Here is a 17,380-nt window from a genome sequence, read left to right on the forward strand (position 1 = left end):
CGCTACCCGCCCGCAGGGCCGGTGGAGGCCCGCACGACCAGCTCGTACGGCATCACCAGCCGCTCCTCCGGCAACGGCCGCCCCGACAGCAGCAGCCGCCCGGCCGTCTTGCCGATCTCCTCCTTGGGCTGGCGGATCGTGGTCAGCCCGCCCTGCGCCGCCTCGCTGTCGGAGAACCCCACCACCGACAGATCCTCCGGCACTCGCAACCCGAGATCGGCTGCGGCGTCGAGCACCCCCAGCGCCAGCCGGTCGGTTACGGTGAGCACCGCGGTGGGCCGCGGCTCGCGCCGCAGCAACTCGTGCGCCGCCTCCCGCCCCGACTCCCGCGTGTTGCGCACCACCTCGTACACCGGCACGCCCGCCCAGTCGATCCCCGCCCCCTCGGCCGCGGCCCGATACCCGGCGATCCTGGTCCGCCGCGCCTGGAACGGCCCCCGCTCCTGCCGCTCGACGTCCGCCCACCCGGTACGCGCCTGGTGGTACAACCCCGTGATGATCACCCCGAGCCGCCGGTGCCCCAGCCCCAGCACATGCCGCGCCGCGTCGCCCGCCGCCGCCATCTCATCGATCCCGATCAGCGGATACCCCGGCAGGTACGGCTCGTCCACCGCCACGGCCGGCAACCCCCGCCGCAGCACCTCCTCCAGCGCGGGATGCCCGTCGGGCAGCGAGTACACGCAGAACCCGTCCACCACGGCCCCCCGCACCGTCTCGGCATGCCCGTCACCGGTGAGCAACGGCAGGATCAACAACCCCACCCCGGCGTCCTCCACCGCCGCCGCCATCCCCTGCAACAGCCCGATCGAGTACGGATCACCGAACGCGTAGTTCAGCGTCTCGGTGAACAACAACCCCAGCGCCCCGGCCCGCCGCAACCGCAACGACCGCGCCGTCGCATCGGGCCCGGCATACCCCAGCTCCCCCGCGACCTTCAGAATCTCGGCCCGCAGCTTCTCACTGAGCTGATCGGGCCGGGAGAAGGCGTACGAGACCGTGGCCCGCGAAACCCCCACCCGATCCGCGATGGTCTGCAACGTGACCCGTTTCCCACGCCCGCTCACATTCCGAATCTATTGCCCCCCGCCCCTCCTCACCACCGAACGCACGCACACGCGATCACGCGGATCTCGCGCAAGGTGGTATGGGACGGGGTGCCGGAACCTACGCGAACTCGACGCCCTCCCACTGCCTCGCGCCAAGCGCGGGCACACGCCGGTGCGCGGGACGCGGAGGCATGGGGAGCGACGCGGGGGGTCGCGGAGCGGGGGCACCCGACGCAGCGCCGGCATCGTGTGGAGGGGGCAGGCGGCCACGGGGCAGGCTGGCCCGGGGACGGCCCATCGCGCGAGGCCGGGTGGGCCGGGGTGACCCGGCGCCCGGGGTGGCCGGGTGGGCCCGGAGACGGTCCTGCGCCCGGACGGCCGGGGGACGCCCTGCGCGGGGAGGCGGGCGGTCAGGGAGTGGGGAGGCCGGCTTCGGCGGCGATCTCGGCGATGATGCGGGAGGCGGTCTTGGCACTCAGGCGGCCACCGCGGCGGTTGAGGAACAACGCGGGCGAGTTCGCCGCCCCCGCCCAGCCCGCGCGTTCGTGGAGCCACTCGCGCAGCGGGGCGTGCAGTGCGGGACCGAGGACGATCTCGCGCACGCCCGTCCTGCCGCGTACGGTGAGCGTTCCCAGGGTCTCGCTGCCCCCGTCGGGCGGCAGGCGTACGTCGGTCACGTCCAGGGCGACCACGTCGGAGGCGCGCAGGCCGGTGTGGAAGGGCAGCAGCGCCAGCGCACGGTCGCGCGGGTGAGGGCGTGCCTCGATCACGCGCAGCAACCGGGTCACGTCCCCGGGCCCGGGGAACGCCGAAGCCGGTGCGGACGGCGGGATCTCGACACGCGTCACCTCCGCCGGACCGGGGCCGAGGCGGGTGTAGAAGTCGTCGAGAGCGGCCAGGGCGTTGTTGACGTAGCGAGGTGAGCGCCGGGCCTCCTCCAGCAGGTACGCCCGGTAGCCGCGCACCGCCCGATCCCGCAGCACGGCCGGCAGGTCAGCACGTGGCGGAACGTGAGCACGGGCCGAAACGTGTGAACCGTTGGGCAGGTCGCGACCGGCGAGCACACCGGAGCCGGCCGGTTCACCCCGGTCGCTGGGCGCGCCCGGCGCGGGGAGGACGCGGGAGGCGGAGACGACGCCAGACGCGGGCACCGCGCCCGACGCGGCCACCACGCCAGAGGAGCCGACCACATCGGCCCCCGACACCACGCCGGACCTCTGCACCACTCCAGACGTGCCGACGACACCAGAGGAGCCGACCACACCAAGCCCCGGCACCCCGCCCGATCCCCGCACGCCCGACGCGGGGACCACACCGGAGCCCCCGACCACATCCGTCCCGGACTCCACGCCGGACCCCCGCACCGTGCCCGAGGCGGGGGCCGCGTACTGGGCGGGGTGTGCGGCGAGCCAGGACAGGAACATGCGCACGCGCGACAGGTACGTCCTGGTGGTGTCGGACGACAGGGGCGCCTGGCGCAGGGCGGCGGCGTAGGCGTCGAGCACACCGGAGAAGGGTTCGGGCAGCGGGGTCGGCTGCGCGCCTCTGCGACGCTCGTCTCTGTGATCCCCGTCTCTGTGATCCCCGTCTCTGTGACCCCCGCCTCGGGCTTGGTGGTCCGGTATCGGCTCCGATTCTCGGAAGTCGATGTTCTGGGAATGCGCGTTCTCGGGAAGTTCGGGTTCCGGGAACGGTGGCGGGGCGCCGGTGTCGTACGCGGCGCGGGCGGCGGCGATCTCGTGCTGGTGCCGCTCGGTCCAGGTGACCAGGGACTGGATGGTGGCGTGCAAGGTGACCCCGAGCGGGGTGAGCGAGTACTCGACGCGGGGCGGCACGACAGGGTGGACCGTGCGGCGGACGAGCCCGTCGCGTTCGAGCTGGCGCAGCGTCACGGTGAGCATGCGCTGGCTGATGCCGTCGATCGTGCGGCGCAGCTCGGTGAAGCGGAGGGTGCGCCGGTCGAGCAGGGCGATGACGAGCAGGGACCACTTGTCGGCCACCCGGTCGAGGATCTGGCGCACCTCGCAGTCCTGGCGGGTGTCCCACTGCTGCGCCTCGTACAGGTAGTCGGGGTCGATGAGCGGGGGGCGGCCGGCGCCGGTGTCCGCGCGGGCACCCGGTGACTTCGAAGTGCCTTCTTCCATCGGAAACCAATGGTGCCGGAGGATGCCTTTGGTTACAAGAGAGAACCGGAAGGCCGGCCTCCGTACTCTCCCCGAATCCCGACATCACTTGAGGAGTCCGTCTTGCCGACCTCCCCTGCCCCCGCGCGTGCCTCCGTGAGGAGCGCCGAGCGGATGGACGGGCGCGCATGGGGCATGCTGATCGTGCTGTGCGGCGCGATCTTCCTTGAGGGCATCGACGTGTCGATGATGGGCGTCGCCCTGCCGTCGATCCAGGCCGAGCTGGGCATGTCCACCGCCTCACTGCAATGGGTGGTCAGCGCCTACGTGCTCGGTTACGGCGGCTTCATGCTGCTGGGCGGCCGGGCCGCCGATCTGCTGGGCCGGCGCAGGATGTTCCTGTTCTGGCTGGCCGTGTTCGTGCTGTTCTCCGGCCTGGGCGGGCTGGCGGAGGAGGGCTGGGTGCTCGTGCTGGCCCGCTTCGTCACCGGCGTCGGCGCCGCCTTCCTCACCCCGGCCGGCCTGTCGCTGATCACCACCGCGATCCCGGAGGGCCCGCGCCGGGACCGGGCGCTGCTGATCTACGCCGGTACGTCGGCGGCCGGATTCTCGCTCGGCCTCGTCGTCGGCGGAGGGCTGACCGCGATCGGCTGGCGCTGGGTCTTCTTCGCCCCGGTGATCGTGGCCCTGGCGATCCTCCTGGCCGCGATCTGGCTCGTCCCGGACACCGGCCGTCCGGAGCGTACGGACGGCGGCTTCGACATGGCGGGCGCGGTCACGGTGACCGCCGCCATGATGATGCTGGTCTTCGCCGTGGTCGAGGCGCCCGCGCTGGGCGGGTGGACGATGGCCGCGGCGCTCGCCGCCGGGCTCGCGCTGCTGGCCGCCTTCGTCGCGATCGAGCGGCGCTCGGCCTCGCCGCTGGTCCGCCTGGGCATCCTGCGCTCGGTGCCGCTGGTGCGCGCCAACCTGGGCGCGATCCTGCTCACGGGCGGCTACTTCGGCTTCCAGTTCATCGCAGTGCTCTACTTGCAGGAGGCGCGCGGCTGGTCCCCGCTGCAGACCGGGCTGGCGATGCTGGCCGTGGGCGCGGACGCGGTGCTGGCGCCCACCGTGACGCCCCTGCTCGTGGCCCGATTCGGCACCACCAGGGTGATCTTCGCCGGTATGTGCTCGGCGGCGACGGCGTACGCGCTGTTCCTCCCCCTTGCGCCCGACTGGGGGTACGCGGCGATGTTCCCCACCATGATCCTCACCGGCGTGGCGTTCGCGCTGGCGTACGGGCCGCTCACCATCGCGGCCACGGACGGGATCGCCCCGCGCGAACAGGGGCTCGCCGGCGGGCTGCTGAACACCTCCTTCCAGTTCGGCGCGGCCCTGGGGCTCGCGGCCGTGGCCGCGGTCAACGCCGCCGCCGGCCCTGGGCCCGGCCCGGCGACACAGGAGGCCCTGCTGTCCGGCTACCGCGCCGGCCTGCTCGTACCACTGGCCGCAGCCCTGCTGGGCGCCGCGGTCATGGCCACCGGCCTGCGCCACCCCCCTCGACCGGCCCCGGACACCGCCAGATGAGGAGGGGAGATCCGGGGCCCAAGCTGCCTGCTGGCCGTCTGCTCAATCCGCCGTGAGTGGTTGGTGCCGGCCCGGGGCAGAGGCGGGCCGCCCAGGGCCGGGGTGCGGCCGGCCCAGGGCCAGCCTTCGCCGGGTGCGCCGCCCAGGGCCGGGGACGCCGCTGCCGGCTCGGCGGGGTCGCTGGCGCCGCTCTCCCCGCCTCACCCCACCCCGCCCTGGGCGGGTGGACCGGTGTGGCCAGGTCGGCGGGCGCATGGTGCCGCTCCCACCCCGCCTCGCCCTGCGCGGCGGCTGGTGGGCCCAGCCCCCGATCGGGCGAGGCCAGTGCCAGGGCGGGCCTCGCCGGGTGCGCTGGGGCGGGCACGTCGCTGGCGGCCCGGCGGGGCCGCTGGGCCTCTCCCCCACCGCACCCCGCCCTGGGCGGGGGCCGGTGGACCGGCGTGGCCGGTGGGCCCGGTCGGGCAGGGCCGAGGTTCCGTCACCGTCTCGGCGGTCGAGGGCAGGCGGCCCGGCCGCGTCGCTGGCGGCCCGGCGGGGCCGCGGGCGCGTCTCCCCCACCGCAGGGCGGGGGCGGGGACGATGTCGCCGGCCCCACTCCCCCGCCCCGCCCTGGGCGGGGAGCCGGTGGACCGGCGTGCCCGGTGGGCCTGGTCGGGCAGGGCCGGAGGTTCCGTGACCGTCTCGGCGGTCGGGGCAGGCGGCCGGGCCGGTGGGGCGGCTTGGGCGGGCGGATCGGGCCGACGGGCCGGAGAGGGAGCGGTGGCGGGGGGCGGTGGCGGGAGAAGGGGGGGTGGGCCGGGCCCGCGCTGGTGGGGGTGGGGTTGTGATCTTGGTTCTTAATCGATTAAGGTCTTAATCGATTAAGAAAGGAGTGTTGCGTCATGGAGCCGCTTCAGGTGTTCGTCTACGACGTGGCGATGCGGCATCGGGCCGGGCTGTACTCGGCGTTCCCCGATGCTCCGGTGGTGCCGCATGTGGTGCGGCCGGTGCGTATGGCGCGGGCTCGGCGGGTGCTCGCGGGGACCCTGCGGAGCGCCGCCGACCATCTGGACCCGCGGCCTCAGGGGGTCTGAGGGGGCCGCATGGGTCCTCCTGGGGATCAGCGGGGCCGGGCGGCCACCTCTGTCAGCAGGGCGTCCCAGTCAGAGTGGAAGCGGGACAGGCTGTAGCGCGACAGCGCCGCGGCGCGGGCGGATTTGCCGCACTGGCGGGCGTAGTCCGGGTCGGCGGCGAAGGCGCGCAGGGCCTCGGTGAGGGTTTCCACGCGGGTGGAGATCACGCCGGCCTCTGGCGGGACCGCCTCGGTGGCCTCGGTGGTGGCCAGGGCCACGACGGGCATGCCGAGCGTCATGGCCTCGATCAGCGACAGGCCGAGGGAGGTCCACCGGTACGGGTGCAGGTAGACGCGCCGCCGGGCCAGTTCGGCGTGCATCCGGGCCTGTGGCACGTCCTCGTACGCGCCCATGCCGGGCAGGCCGAGCCGCTGGGGCAGGCCGGTGACCTTCATGCCGTACACGTCGAGCGGGATCGCGGCGGCGAAGCGGGGCAGCAGGTCGGTGCCCGCCACGCGGGTGCGGCGTATCGGCTCGTTGACGACCACCCCCGCGCGGGCCAGCTCGCCGGTGTAGAGCTCGCCCGGGTCGAGCACCCCGTGCTCGATCACGTGCACCGGCGCACGGCCGGAGTCCCACATCAGCGCGTTGAAGTGGGTGACGTGCACGAGGGGGATGTCGTCGCGGCCGGCGAGGGGGTGGCGGGTGGCCGGCACGTCGCCCTTGGGGGTGTTGTGCTCGACGTACACCGTGGGCACCCGGCGGCCGAGCCAGCGTCCGAGCAGCTCGATCTCGTGCGGGCGTTGCAGTACGGCGACGTCCACCTCCTCATCACGCAGCCGGTCGAAGGGCACCTCCCGTACGGTGTCCGGCCACGGGTACGTGCGGGCCCGCCCGCGCCCGTCCGGGCCCCGGTCGGGCGTCAGCGGCACGATGTAGTCGTGCCGGCCGTGCACGAACGAGGTGGTCCACGAGCCGTGCACGTGCCAGATCAGAATCCTCATCCCGTCATCACCCTCTCCACCGCGCTCACCAGATCGTCCGCGGCCTCCTCCGCCGCCGCCACCTCGGCGGGCAGCGTCACCGGGGTGGGCACGAGGATGCCCCGCGCCCCCGCGGCCCGCGCCGCCTCGATGTCCCTGCCGATGTCGCCGATCACCACGCAGTCCGCCGGGCGTACCCCGAGGGCCGCCGCGGCGCGCAGGACCAGGCCCGGACGCGGCTTGCGGCACGCGCAGCCGTCGGCCTCGCCGTGCGGGCACACGGCCCAGACGTCGAACGGCCCGAGCAGTTCCTCCACCCGGGCGTTGACCGCGCGCAGCGCGGGCTCGGCGATGAGGCCCCTGGCGACCCCGGACTGGTTGGTCACCACCCCGATCGGCAGCCCGGCCGCGCGCAGCCGGTCCAGCGCCTCGCGCGCCCCGGGCATCGGCTCCACGAGGGCGGGGTCGGCGTTGTAGGGGACGTCGCGCACGAGCGTCCCGTCGCGGTCGAACAGGACGGCGGACGGCCTGCGCCTCCGCGCAGGCCGTCCGCTCTTCGGGTGTGGTGTCACCTCTCCGGAGCTACCCGCCCGAGATGCCGGTTAACTCCGGTTATGACCAGGAGAAGCGCTACTCTGCGTTACATTTTTCGCTCTCCTCCCCCTTCGACCTGGTATTTCTCGGTCATCCCGTTTGAGAAGCGCTTCTCTCGGTAGCGATTCGGGTATGTCCGGATATGCGGGGGAGATCAGATGCGCTTTCTAGGGATCAACGCCATATTCCATGATCCAGCGGCGGCCCTGGTCGTCGATGGGCGGATCGTGGCGGCATCCGAGGAGGAGCGGTTCAGCAGGCGCAAGCACGGCAAGCGCCCGGTCCCCTTCTCCGCATGGGAACTGCCCGAGCAGGCCGCCGCCTGGTGCCTGGCCGAGGCTGGCCTGCGGCCGGAGGATCTGGACGCGGTCGCCTACTCCTACGATCCGGCGCTGGTGCGCCCCGGGCAGGCGGGCCTGGACGAGCGGTGGGAGGACCTGCGCACGACGTACGCGCGGCGTGCCCCCGCCTTCCTGGCCACCGCGCTGCCCGGCCTGGACCCGGCCCAGGTGCGGTACGTGCCGCACCACGTGGCGCACGCCGCGTCCGCCGGGCTGGCGGCGCCGTACCGGGACTCGGCGGTGCTGGTGTGCGACGGCCGCGGCGAGGCGTACTCGCACCTCGCCGGGCACTACCGCGACGGTGAGCTGACCGTGCTGGCCGCGCAGGAGCTGCCGCACTCCCTGGGGTTGATGTACGAGGCGGTCACCGAGCACCTGGGCTTCCTGCGCTCCAGCGACGAGTACAAGGTGATGGCGCTGGCGTCCTACGGCACCCCGCGCCACCTGGCCGAGCTGCGGGAGCTGATCTACGCGACCGGCGACGGCGGGTTCCGGGTCGAGCCGATCGACTGGTCCTCCTACGCCAAGCCGCTGCGCAAGGGCGAGGAGTGGACCGCCGACCACGCCGACCTGGCAGCCAGCGTCCAGGTGCGGCTGGAGGAGGTCCTGCTCGACCTGGCCCGCTGGCTGCACGGCCGCACCGGCGAGCGGTACCTGACGATGGCCGGCGGCGTGGCGCTGAACTGCGTGGCCAACACCCGGCTGCTCGCCGAGACCCCCTTCGAGGACGTGTGGGTCCAGCCCGCGTCCGGCGACTCCGGCACCGCGCTCGGCGGGGCGCTGCACCTGGCGCGCGCGTACGGCGAGCCTGCCGCGCCCATGACGGGCGCCGACCTGGGCCGGGGCTGGAGCGATGAGGAGCTGGCCGCCTGGCTGGACGTCGCCCGCGTGCCCTACGACCGGCCGCGCGACCTGGCCGCGGCCGTGGCCGCCGAGCTGGCCGCCGACCGGATCGTGGCCTGGTTCCAGGGCCGCAGCGAGTACGGCCCGCGCGCACTCGGCCGCCGTTCCCTGCTCGCCCACCCGGGCCGCGCCGCCAACACCGAGCGGCTCAACGCGGTCAAGGGCCGCGAGCAGTTCCGCCCGATCGCGCCCATGGTGCTGGCCGGCCGGGCGGCCGACATCTTCGAGCGGGGGCCGGCGCGCAGCCCGTACATGCTGTTCGTGCACGACGTGCGCCCGTCCTGGCGCGAGCGCATCCCGGCGGTGGTCCACGTGGACGGCACCGCCCGCGTCCAGACCGTGGAGGAGGCCGAGGAGCCGCTGCTGGCCCGGCTGCTGCGCGAGTTCGAGCGGCGCACCGGCCTGCCGGTGGTGGTCAACACCAGCCTGAACACGGCCGGGCGGCCCATGGTGGACGACCCGCGCGACGCGCTGGAGTGCTTCGGCTCGGCCCCGGTGGACGTGCTGGTCATCGGCCCGTACGTCGTACGGCGGGGGGAGGTGTTCGCCCGATGAGCGCCGTCCCCGAAGAGGGCGTGACGGTCGTGGTGCCGACGGTCGGGCGGGCGAGCCTGACCGCCACCCTGGAGGCCATCGGCCCCGGCCCCGACGCCGTGATCGTGGTGGACGACCGGCCCGGCGACCCGCCCGAGCCGCTGGACGTGCCGCCCGGGGTGCGCGTGCTGCGCTCCGGGGGACGCGGCCCGGCGGCGGCGCGCAACGTCGGCTGGCGCGCGGCCGGCACGCCGTGGATCGCCTTCCTGGACGACGACGTGGTGCCGGGGCCCGCCTGGTGGGACAGGCTGCGCCGGGACCTCGCCGGGCTGCCCGCCGACGTGGGCGGCAGCCAGGGACGGCTGGAGGTGCCGCTGCCCGAGGGGCGCCGGCCCACCGACGACGAGCGCAACGTGGCGGGCCTGGCCGAGTCGGAGTGGATCACCGCGGACATGGCCTACCGGCGTACCGCGCTGGAGAAGGCCGAGGGGTTCGACGAGCGTTTTCCACGCGCCTACCGGGAGGACGCCGACCTGGCGCTGCGGGTGCGGGCGGCCGGGTTCTCGCTGGTGAAGGGGGAGCGGGTGACCCGGCACCCGGTGCGAGACGAGGGCCCGTGGGCCAGCGTGCGCCGCCAGCGGGGCAACGCCGACGACGCGCTGATGCGCCGGGTGCACGGCCCGGGGTGGCGGGCGGCCGTCGGCGGCGCGCCCACCCGGCTGCGCAGGCACGCCGTCACCACCGCCGCCGGCCTGCTCGCGCTGACGGCCGCGGGCGTGGGGGCGGCGCGCCGGATATCCGGCGGGCGGAACAGGTGTAGAACCGGGCCGCGCTGGGCAGGGGCAGTGGCCTGGGCACCGGCGCTGGTGTGGCTGGGACTGACCGCGGAGTTCGCCTGGCAGCGCATCGCCCCGGGGCCGCGTACGCCGGAGGAGATCCGGCGGATGGTGCTGACCAGCACGGTGATTCCGCCGGTGGCCTGTACGTGGCGTGTGGTGGGCGAGCTGCGGAGCAGGCGGTGAGCGGGGTTCCGGCCGTACCCGGACCTGCCCGCGCGACGGGCACGGGGCTCCGGACCATGGGCGCGGGCGCACCGTTCCGCGCCACGGGCACCACGCTCGTGGTCCGGACCGACGGGGCGGGTGACGTGCTGCTGGCCGGCCCGGCCATCCGGGCCGTGGCGGCGCGTTCCCGCCGCGTCGTGCTGCTGGCCGGGCCCGGAGGCCGCGCGGCGGCCGAGCTGCTGCCGGGCGTGGACGAGGTGCTGGAATGGCGCACCCCGTGGATCGACCCGGACCGGCCGCCGATGACCGGCGAGCGCGCGGTCGAACTGCTCGGCCTGGTACGCCGCGCCGCCCCCGACAACGCCCTGATCTTCACCTCGTTCCACCAGTCCGCCCTGCCGATGGCGCTGATGCTGCGCCTGGCCGGGGTGGCGCGGATCGCCGCGATCAGCGGTGACTACCCGGGCGCGCTGCTGGACGTCCGGCACGTGGTGGACGAGTCGATCGACGTGCCCGAGCCGGAGCGGATGCTCGGCCTGGCCACCGCGGCCGGGTTCCCGCCCGAGCCGGGAGACGATCTGCGCCTGGCCGTACGCCGCCCGCTGCCGCCGGTCGGGCACCTGACCGGCCCGCCGGGTTACGTGGTGGTGCATCCGGGCGTCACCGCGCCCGCCCGCGCCTGGCCGGCGGAGCGGTGCGCCGAGGCGGTGCGGGCGCTGCGCGCGGCGGGCTACCGGGTCGTCGTCACCGGCGGCCCGGACGAGCGCGCGCTCACCGCCGCGGTGGCCGGGGGCGAGGCCGTGGACCTGGGCGGCCTCACCTCGTTCGCGGAGCTGGGCGCGGTCCTCGACGGCGCCTGCGCCGTGGTGGTGGCCAACACCGGGGCCGCACATCTCGCCGCCGCCGTACGCACGCCGGTGGTCTCGCTGTTCGCGCCGGTGGTCCCGGCCGCGCGCTGGGCGCCGTACCGGGTGCCGAGCGTGCTGCTCGGGGACCAGGGCGCGCCGTGCGCGGCCAGCAGGGCCCGCGTGTGCCCGGTACCCGGGCACCCGTGCCTGGCCGGCGTCACCGCCGAGCAGGTCGTGGCGGCGGTGCGGGAGCTGACCGCGCCCACACAGCGGTCCGTCACGGCGGCCCGTCACGGCTAGCCCGCGGCTAAAGGAGGCAATGTCATGAGGATTCACCTGATATCCGAACATGCGAACCCGTTGGCCGCGGTCGGCGGCGTGGACGCGGGCGGCCAGAACGTCCATGTGGCCGCCCTCGCCACGGCGCTCGCCGAGCGCGGCCACGAGGTGACCGTGTTCAGCAGGCGGACGGGCGACGACGAGCCGGACGCCGCCCGGCTCGCGCCGGGCGTGGCCGTGGAGCACGTCCCCGCCGGACCCGCCCGGCCGCTGCCCAAGGACGAGCTGCTGCCGTTCATGCCGGAGTTCGGGGAGCATCTGTCCCGCCGCTGGTCGCTGGACCCGCCGGACATCGCGCACGCGCACTTCTGGATGAGCGGCCTGGCCGCGCTCATGGCCGCCCCGCGGCACGGCGTGCCCGTGGTGCAGACCTTCCACGCGCTCGGCACGGTCAAACGGCGCTGGCAGGGCCGGGCCGACACCAGCCCGGCGCGGCGGATCGCGGTGGAGACCCAGATCGGCAGGCGCGCCGACGCCATCGTGGCCACCTGCACCGACGAGGTGAACGAGCTGCTGGCCATGGGCGTGCCCGCCGAGCGGATCTCGGTGGTGCCGTGCGGGGTGGACCTCGACCTGTTCCGGCCCGACGGGCCGGCGGCCCCGGACAGGACGCCCGGCGGGCGGGCCCGCGTGCTCAGCATCGGCAGGCTGGTGCCGCGCAAGGGCGTGGACACCGTGATCCAGGCCATGCGCCTGCTGCCCGACGCCGAGCTGCTGATCGCGGGCGGCTCCGTGCACGACGAGGAGGCGGTGCGGCTGCGCGGCCTGGCCGAGAAGTACGGCATCGCCGACCGGGTGCGCCTGATCGGCAGCGTCGCCAGGGCCGACGTGCCGGCCCTGATGCGCTCGGCCGACGTGCTGGTGACGGTGCCGTGGTACGAGCCGTTCGGCATGGTGCCGCTGGAGGCGATGGCCTGCGGCCTGCCCGTCGTGGCCTCGGCCGTCGGCGGCCACCTGGACACCGTCGCCGGATGCGGCGTGCTGGTGCCGCCGCGCCGCCCGCGGGCGCTGGCCCGCGCCCTGCGCGACCTGCTGGAGCACGACGACCGCAGGGCCGCGCTGGAGAAGGCCGGCGAGCGCCGCGCCCAGACCAGGTACGGCTGGCCCGCCGTCGCCGCGCAGACCGAGGCCGTGTACGCCGACGTGCTCGCCGCCCGGCGGGGCGCCCGGCTCGGCCGCCGCGCCGGAGGCGGGGTCGCGGTGCCGGAAGACCTGCCGCACAGCCCGGTGGGAGGGGGATGACATGCACGACCATCTGCGCAGGCTGCGCGAGGCACTGGCCTCGATCGACGCCGAGACGCCCAAGATCTACGCCTGGGGGGGCAAGCTCGCCTCCGTGCTCACCGGCGGCGGACGGCTGCTGGCCTGCGGCAACGGGGGCTCCGCCGCGGAGGCGCAGCATCTGACCGCGGAGCTGGTGGGCCGCTTCCGTACCGACAGGCCGCCGTTCGCGGCGATCCCGCTGCACGCCGACGGCTCCACCTTCACCGCGATCGGCAACGACTTCGGCGCGGAGGAGGTCTTCGCGCGGCAGGTCGCCGGGCACGGGCGCCCCGGCGACGTGCTGCTGTGCCTGTCCACCAGCGGCGCCAGCCCGAACGTGCTGGCCGCCGCCCGCACCGGGCGCGAGCACGGCCTGCTCACCTGGGCCCTGACCGGGCCGGCACCGAACCCGCTGGCCGAGCTGTGCGACGACGCGCTGCCGGTGCCCGCCGAGGACTCCTGCACCGTGCAGGAGGTCCACCTGGCGGTGATCCACATGCTCTGCGACGTACTGGAGGAGGACGTGTCATGACCGCGCCATCCGGGCCGGCGCCGATCGTCGTGGTCGGCGACACCCTGCTCGATGTGGACGTGGAGGGCGAGGCGGACCGGCTCGCGCCGGACGCCCCCGTCCCGGTGATCTGCCGGCACACCGAGCACCGGCGGCCCGGAGGCGCCGGGCTGGCCGGGCTGCTCGCGGCGCGCGACGGCGCGCCCGTCGTGCTGATCACCGCGATCGGCGACGACGAGGCGGGCCGGTACCTGCGCGGGCTGCTCACCGAGCACCTGGAGCTGATCCGGCTCCCGCTGCGCGGCACCACGGTGAGCAAGACGCGGGTGCGCGCCAGGGGCCAGACGCTGCTGCGCATCGACGGCGGCGACGGCCACGCGCGGCGCCGCGCCAACGGCGCCGCCAACCGGCCGGAGATGGAGGAGGCCCTGGCGCTGGCGTCGCGGGCGCTGGAACGGGCGGGCGCGGTGCTGGTGTCCGACTACGGGCGCGGGGTCGCCGAGGTGATGCGCGAGCACCTGCGCGACCTGGCGGTCCCGCTGGTGTGGGACCCGCACCCGCACGGCCCCAAGCCGGTGCCGGAGTGCGCGCTGGTCACGCCGAGCGAGGCGGAGGCGCGGCTGCTGTGCTCCGAGCCGTACATGACCGCCGACCTCGCGGCCCGCCAGCTCGTACGCGCCCTGGGCGCGGAGGCGGTGGCCGTCACGCTCGGCGCGGGCGGCGCGGCCCTGGCCCGCAGGGGCGGCAAGTCCGTACGGGTGCCCGCGCCCGGCGTGGCGGCCGGGTCCGACGCGTGCGGGGCGGGCGACCGCTTCGCGGGCGCGGCGGCGCTGGCCCTGCGCGACGGCGAGCCGGTCGAGGACGCGGTGGCGCAGGCGGTCGGCGAGGCCACCCGGTTCGTGGAGGCCGGCGGCGCCGCGGCGACCAGGTTCGGCGAGACCGGCGCGCACCGCTTCGGCGCGGGCCGGGGCGGGACCATCACCGCGGCGGTGCCCTCGCTCGGCGACCGGCCGAGGTCGGCGGAGGAGGTCGCGGAGCTGGTGCACGGCACCGGGGGGCGGCTGATCGCCACCGGGGGCTGCTTCGACCTGCTGCACGCCGGGCACGTGAGCCTGCTGCGCCGGGCGCGGGCCCTGGGCGACGCGCTGATCGTGTGCGTGAACTCCGATGAGTCGGTACGCCGGCTCAAGGGCGCCGGCCGCCCGGTCGTCCCGGTCGAGGACCGGGTCGAGGTGCTGCGCGGGCTGTCGTGCGTGGACGCCGTGCTCGTCTTCGACGACGACACGCCGGTGGCGCCGATCGCGCAGCTCCGCCCGCACGTGTGGGTCAAGGGCGGCGACTACGGCGGCACCGAGCTGCCGGAGTCGGAGGTGGTGCGCCGCGGCGGCGGGGAGATCGTGTTCCTGCCCGTCGTCCCCGGCCGCTCCACGACCAGCCTGATCTCGGCCGCCCAGTCCATCTCATAGCGCTTTCCAACGGTCATAGAGCTTTCCAACGGGGAGGGAACAGTCGCATGCTGGGGAACATTCTGATCACCGGAGGGGCCTCCGGGCTCGGGGAGGCGACCGCCGAGGCGGTGGCCAAGGCCGGCGGCAGGCCGCTCGTCATCGACGTCAAGGCGCCCGACGCGGCGCGGCTCGGCGCCGTGGACCACGTGCTCGCCGACCTCGCCGACCGCGAGGAGGCCGAGCGGGCGGTGCGCGAGCTGGCGCAGCGCGCCGGCGGCCTCGACGGCGTGGTCACCGCGGCGGGCATCGACGCCTGCGGCCCGCTGTCGGAGGTGGAGCCCGAGCGGTGGGACCGGGTGATCAAGGTCAATCTGATCGGCACCGCGTCGGTGATCCGGGCGGCGCTGCCGTACCTGAAGGCGTCGGGCGGGAAGGTCGTCACCTGTGCCTCCACGCTCGGGCTGCGCGCGGTGAGCGACGCGACCGCGTACTGCGCCTCCAAGTTCGGCGTGGTCGGCTTCACCCGCGCCCTGGCCGCCGAGCTGGCCGGGCAGGTCGGGGTGACCATGCTGGTCCCGGGCGGCATGCAGACCCACTTCTTCGACGGCCGCGACGAGCAGTACATGCCCGGCCCCGACGCCCATCTCAACCAGCCCGAGGACGTCGCCGAGACCATCGTGTTCGCGCTCAGCCGGCCACACGGCTGCGAGGTCAGGGAGCTGGTGGTCTGCCCGTCCACCGAGACCTCCTGGCCGTGAGCCCGGGGCGGCGGGACATGAGGCGCCCCGGCCGTCCCGAGGAGGGACGGGACGATCCGGACGACCGGATTGACGCTCGTCCGGTGCTGCTGGTGCTGCGGGCACTCGGGCTGGGCGACCTGCTCACCGGGGTGCCCGCGCTGCGCGGCCTGCGCCGGGCCTACCCGGAGCACCGGCTGGTGCTGGCCGCGCCGTCGCCGCTGCGCCCCCTGCTGCCGCTCATCGGCGGCGTGGACGCGCTGCTGGACGTGTCGGGGCCGGGCCCGGTGCCGCTGCACGCCCCCGACATCGCGGTCAACCTGCACGGGCGCGGCCCGGAGAGCACCGCGGCACTGCTGCGCACCGCGCCCGCGCGGCTGCTCAGCCACGCGCCCCCGAACCGTACGGGGCTGCGGGCCATGCGGCTGATGCGGGAGATCCGCGGCGTGCGGGGACCGCGGTGGCGGGAGGACGTGCACGAGGTGCGCAGGTGGTGCGACATGCTCGCCTGGTTCGGCGTGCCCGCCGACCCCGCCGACCTGGACATCGCGGCCCCGCCCGAGACGGCCCGGGAGGCCGAGGCCCCGGTGGTGATCCATCCCGGCGCGGCCTACCCGGCCCGCCGCTGGCCCCCCGAGCGGTACGCCGAGGTCGCCGCGGCCCTGCGCCGCGCCGGACAGCGGGTGGTGGTGACCGGGGGCGGCCAGGAGCGCGTCCTGGCCCGCCGGGTCGCGGCCATGGCCGGCCTCACCGACGAGGCCGTGCTCGCGGGGCGTACCGGCCTGGGCGACCTGGCCCGGGTGGTGGCCCGCGCCCGGCTGCTGATCTGCGGCGACACCGGCGTCGCCCACCTGGCCACCGCGCTGCGCACACCGTCGGTGGTCCTGTTCGGGCCGGTCTCCCCCGCGCAGTGGGGCCCGCCGCCGGACCGCCGCGAGCACATCGTGCTGTGGGCCGGCCGCACCGGGGACCCGCACGGCGCCCGGCCCGACCCGGGCCTGCTCGACATCGACGCGCGGCAGGTGACCGACGCCGCGCTGAGCCTGCTGGAGGTGGGTATCACGTGAACGGACCGACCGTCGTCGTCACCGGCGGGGCCGGGTTCCTCGGCTCGCACCTGTGCGAGCGGCTGCTGGAACGCGGCGCCCGGGTGGTGTGCCTGGACAGTTTCCTCACCGGCTCGCCGCGCAACGTGGAGCACCTGATCGGCTCGCCGAGGTTCCGCCTCATCGAGTGCGACCTGACCGGGTTCGTGCACGTGCCCGGCGAGGTGGACATGGTGCTGCACTTCGCCTCGGCCGCCTCCCCGGCCGACTACCTGCGCTACCCCATCGAGACGCTGAAGGTGGGCAGCCTGGGCACACTGCACGCGCTCGGGCTGGCCAGGGAGAAGGACGCCAGGTTCGTGCTCGCCTCCACCAGCGAGGTGTACGGCGACCCGCTGTGCCACCCGCAGCCCGAGAGCTACTGGGGCAACGTCAACCCGGTCGGGCCGCGCAGCGTGTACGACGAGGCCAAGCGGTTCGCCGAGTCGCTGACCACGGCGTACCGCAACTCGCACGGCACCGGCACCGGCATCGTGCGGATCTTCAACACCTACGGCCCGCGGATGCGCCCGCACGACGGGCGGGCCATCCCGACCTTCATCCGGCAGGCGCTGTCGGGCGAGCCGATCACGGTCACCGGCGACGGCAGCCAGACCCGCTCCATCTGCTACGTGGACGACACCATCGCCGGGGTGCTCGCGCTGGCCGACAGCGAGCTGCCCGGCCCGGTCAACATCGGCGGCCCGGAGGAGGTGACCATGCTCAGGCTCGCGGAGACGATCCGCGACCTGACCGGCTCCTCCTCCCCCATCAAGCTGATCGAGCGGCCCGAGGACGACCCCCGGGTCCGCCGGCCCGACACCACGCTCGCCGCCGAGAAGCTGGGCTGGCGGCCCCGGGTGAGCATGACCGAGGGCCTGCGCCGCACCATCTCCTGGTTCGCCGGGGAGCTGGCCGGCAGGGCCGGCGGCAGCGGCCACGTCTACGCGAGCTGAACCGCGCGCAGACGCGGCGCGCAGATCCAGCGCGCCGGCGTACG

At 75.3% G+C, this 17,380-nt stretch carries 15 protein-coding genes; 11 read left to right on the plus strand and 4 right to left on the minus strand.

Annotated features, from left to right (window positions below; translation table 11 throughout):
• Window positions 1–2 precede the first annotated feature (2 nt).
• Together HNP84_RS30300 and HNP84_RS56305 are read right to left on the minus strand one after the other, a co-directional pair.
• Window positions 3–1,064: a LacI family DNA-binding transcriptional regulator gene (locus tag HNP84_RS30300; protein ID WP_185053337.1), complete on the minus strand. Its 1,062-nt coding sequence runs from the start codon at window positions 1,062–1,064 to the stop codon at window positions 3–5.
• 392 nt (window positions 1,065–1,456) lie between these two features.
• Entirely contained in the window at window positions 1,457–3,190 is a 1,734-nt protein-coding gene (locus tag HNP84_RS56305) for a winged helix-turn-helix transcriptional regulator (RefSeq protein ID WP_185053338.1), read from the minus strand.
• Window positions 3,191–3,343: 153 nt separating this feature from the next.
• On the opposite strand from HNP84_RS56305, the gene HNP84_RS30310 reads away from it, so the two are divergent.
• Both HNP84_RS30310 and HNP84_RS30315 read left to right on the plus strand, forming a co-directional pair.
• Window positions 3,344–4,738 carry an MFS transporter gene (locus HNP84_RS30310; protein ID WP_185053339.1) on the plus strand — a complete coding sequence of 465 codons (1,395 nt, stop codon included), beginning with the start codon at window positions 3,344–3,346 and terminating at the stop codon, window positions 4,736–4,738.
• Between the two features lie 881 nt (window positions 4,739–5,619).
• Entirely contained in the window at window positions 5,620–5,811 is a 192-nt protein-coding gene (locus tag HNP84_RS30315; RefSeq protein ID WP_185053340.1) for a hypothetical protein, read from the plus strand.
• Window positions 5,812–5,837: 26 nt separating this feature from the next.
• On the opposite strand, the gene HNP84_RS30320 is transcribed toward HNP84_RS30315, so the two are convergent.
• Entirely contained in the window at window positions 5,838–6,794 is a 957-nt protein-coding gene (locus tag HNP84_RS30320; protein ID WP_185053341.1) for a glycosyltransferase, read from the minus strand.
• Window positions 6,791–7,345, minus strand: coding sequence for a D-glycero-alpha-D-manno-heptose-1,7-bisphosphate 7-phosphatase (locus HNP84_RS30325; RefSeq protein WP_185053342.1), 555 nt, complete (start codon window positions 7,343–7,345; stop codon window positions 6,791–6,793). The genes HNP84_RS30320 and HNP84_RS30325 overlap by 4 nt, the downstream gene beginning before the upstream one ends.
• A gap of 180 nt (window positions 7,346–7,525) precedes the next feature.
• Here HNP84_RS30325 and HNP84_RS30330 point away from each other — a divergent pair, with 180 nt between their 5' ends.
• The 9 genes from HNP84_RS30330 to HNP84_RS30370 are packed head-to-tail and all read left to right on the plus strand — an operon-like array spanning window position 7,526 to window position 17,336.
• Window positions 7,526–9,166, plus strand: coding sequence for a carbamoyltransferase family protein (locus HNP84_RS30330; RefSeq protein WP_185053343.1), 1,641 nt, complete (start codon window positions 7,526–7,528; stop codon window positions 9,164–9,166).
• A complete protein-coding gene (locus HNP84_RS30335) occupies window positions 9,163–10,167 on the plus strand; it encodes a glycosyltransferase family 2 protein (protein WP_185053344.1) in 1,005 nt (334 codons plus the stop codon). Before HNP84_RS30330 ends, HNP84_RS30335 begins: the two co-directional genes overlap by 4 nt.
• Before the next feature lie 56 nt (window positions 10,168–10,223).
• The gene (locus HNP84_RS30340) at window positions 10,224–11,297 is read left to right on the plus strand and encodes a glycosyltransferase family 9 protein (RefSeq protein WP_185053481.1); all 1,074 of its coding nucleotides are present in this window, start codon (window positions 10,224–10,226) and stop codon (window positions 11,295–11,297) included.
• Between the two features lie 24 nt (window positions 11,298–11,321).
• A complete protein-coding gene (locus tag HNP84_RS30345) occupies window positions 11,322–12,578 on the plus strand; it encodes a glycosyltransferase (RefSeq protein ID WP_185053345.1) in 1,257 nt (418 codons plus the stop codon).
• 1 nt (window position 12,579) lies between these two features.
• A complete protein-coding gene (locus HNP84_RS30350; protein WP_185053346.1) occupies window positions 12,580–13,131 on the plus strand; it encodes a D-sedoheptulose-7-phosphate isomerase in 552 nt (183 codons plus the stop codon).
• Complete coding sequence (locus tag HNP84_RS30355; RefSeq protein WP_185053347.1) at window positions 13,128–14,576, plus strand: PfkB family carbohydrate kinase; 1,449 nt, start codon at window positions 13,128–13,130, stop codon at window positions 14,574–14,576. Before HNP84_RS30350 ends, HNP84_RS30355 begins: the two co-directional genes overlap by 4 nt.
• A gap of 47 nt (window positions 14,577–14,623) precedes the next feature.
• Complete coding sequence (locus tag HNP84_RS30360) at window positions 14,624–15,316, plus strand: SDR family oxidoreductase (RefSeq protein ID WP_185053348.1); 693 nt, start codon at window positions 14,624–14,626, stop codon at window positions 15,314–15,316.
• Window positions 15,317–15,333: 17 nt separating this feature from the next.
• Window positions 15,334–16,362: a glycosyltransferase family 9 protein gene (locus HNP84_RS30365; protein WP_185053349.1), complete on the plus strand. Its 1,029-nt coding sequence runs from the start codon at window positions 15,334–15,336 to the stop codon at window positions 16,360–16,362.
• Window positions 16,359–17,336, plus strand: a complete 978-nt coding sequence (locus tag HNP84_RS30370; protein WP_185053350.1) for a UDP-glucuronic acid decarboxylase family protein — start codon at window positions 16,359–16,361, stop codon at window positions 17,334–17,336. The genes HNP84_RS30365 and HNP84_RS30370 overlap by 4 nt, the downstream gene beginning before the upstream one ends.
• Window positions 17,337–17,380: the final 44 nt, after the last annotated feature.

The sequence above is a fragment of the Thermocatellispora tengchongensis genome, assembly GCF_014202315.1.
Taxonomy (GTDB): domain Bacteria; phylum Actinomycetota; class Actinomycetes; order Streptosporangiales; family Streptosporangiaceae; genus Thermocatellispora; species Thermocatellispora tengchongensis.

Coding starts and splice junctions, on each gene's coding strand:
- HNP84_RS56305 (WP_185053338.1), bottom strand. CDS start 3,190: ATGGAAGAAGGCACTTCGAAGTCACCGGGTGCCCGCGCGGACACCGGC.
- HNP84_RS30310 (WP_185053339.1), top strand. CDS start 3,344: ATGGACGGGCGCGCATGGGGCATGCTGATCGTGCTGTGCGGCGCGATC.
- HNP84_RS30315 (WP_185053340.1), top strand. CDS start 5,620: ATGGAGCCGCTTCAGGTGTTCGTCTACGACGTGGCGATGCGGCATCGG.
- HNP84_RS30320 (WP_185053341.1), bottom strand. CDS start 6,794: ATGAGGATTCTGATCTGGCACGTGCACGGCTCGTGGACCACCTCGTTC.
- HNP84_RS30330 (WP_185053343.1), top strand. CDS start 7,526: ATGCGCTTTCTAGGGATCAACGCCATATTCCATGATCCAGCGGCGGCC.
- HNP84_RS30335 (WP_185053344.1), top strand. CDS start 9,163: ATGAGCGCCGTCCCCGAAGAGGGCGTGACGGTCGTGGTGCCGACGGTC.
- HNP84_RS30340 (WP_185053481.1), top strand. CDS start 10,224: ATGGGCGCGGGCGCACCGTTCCGCGCCACGGGCACCACGCTCGTGGTC.
- HNP84_RS30345 (WP_185053345.1), top strand. CDS start 11,322: ATGAGGATTCACCTGATATCCGAACATGCGAACCCGTTGGCCGCGGTC.
- HNP84_RS30350 (WP_185053346.1), top strand. CDS start 12,580: ATGCACGACCATCTGCGCAGGCTGCGCGAGGCACTGGCCTCGATCGAC.
- HNP84_RS30355 (WP_185053347.1), top strand. CDS start 13,128: ATGACCGCGCCATCCGGGCCGGCGCCGATCGTCGTGGTCGGCGACACC.
- HNP84_RS30360 (WP_185053348.1), top strand. CDS start 14,624: ATGCTGGGGAACATTCTGATCACCGGAGGGGCCTCCGGGCTCGGGGAG.
- HNP84_RS30365 (WP_185053349.1), top strand. CDS start 15,334: ATGAGGCGCCCCGGCCGTCCCGAGGAGGGACGGGACGATCCGGACGAC.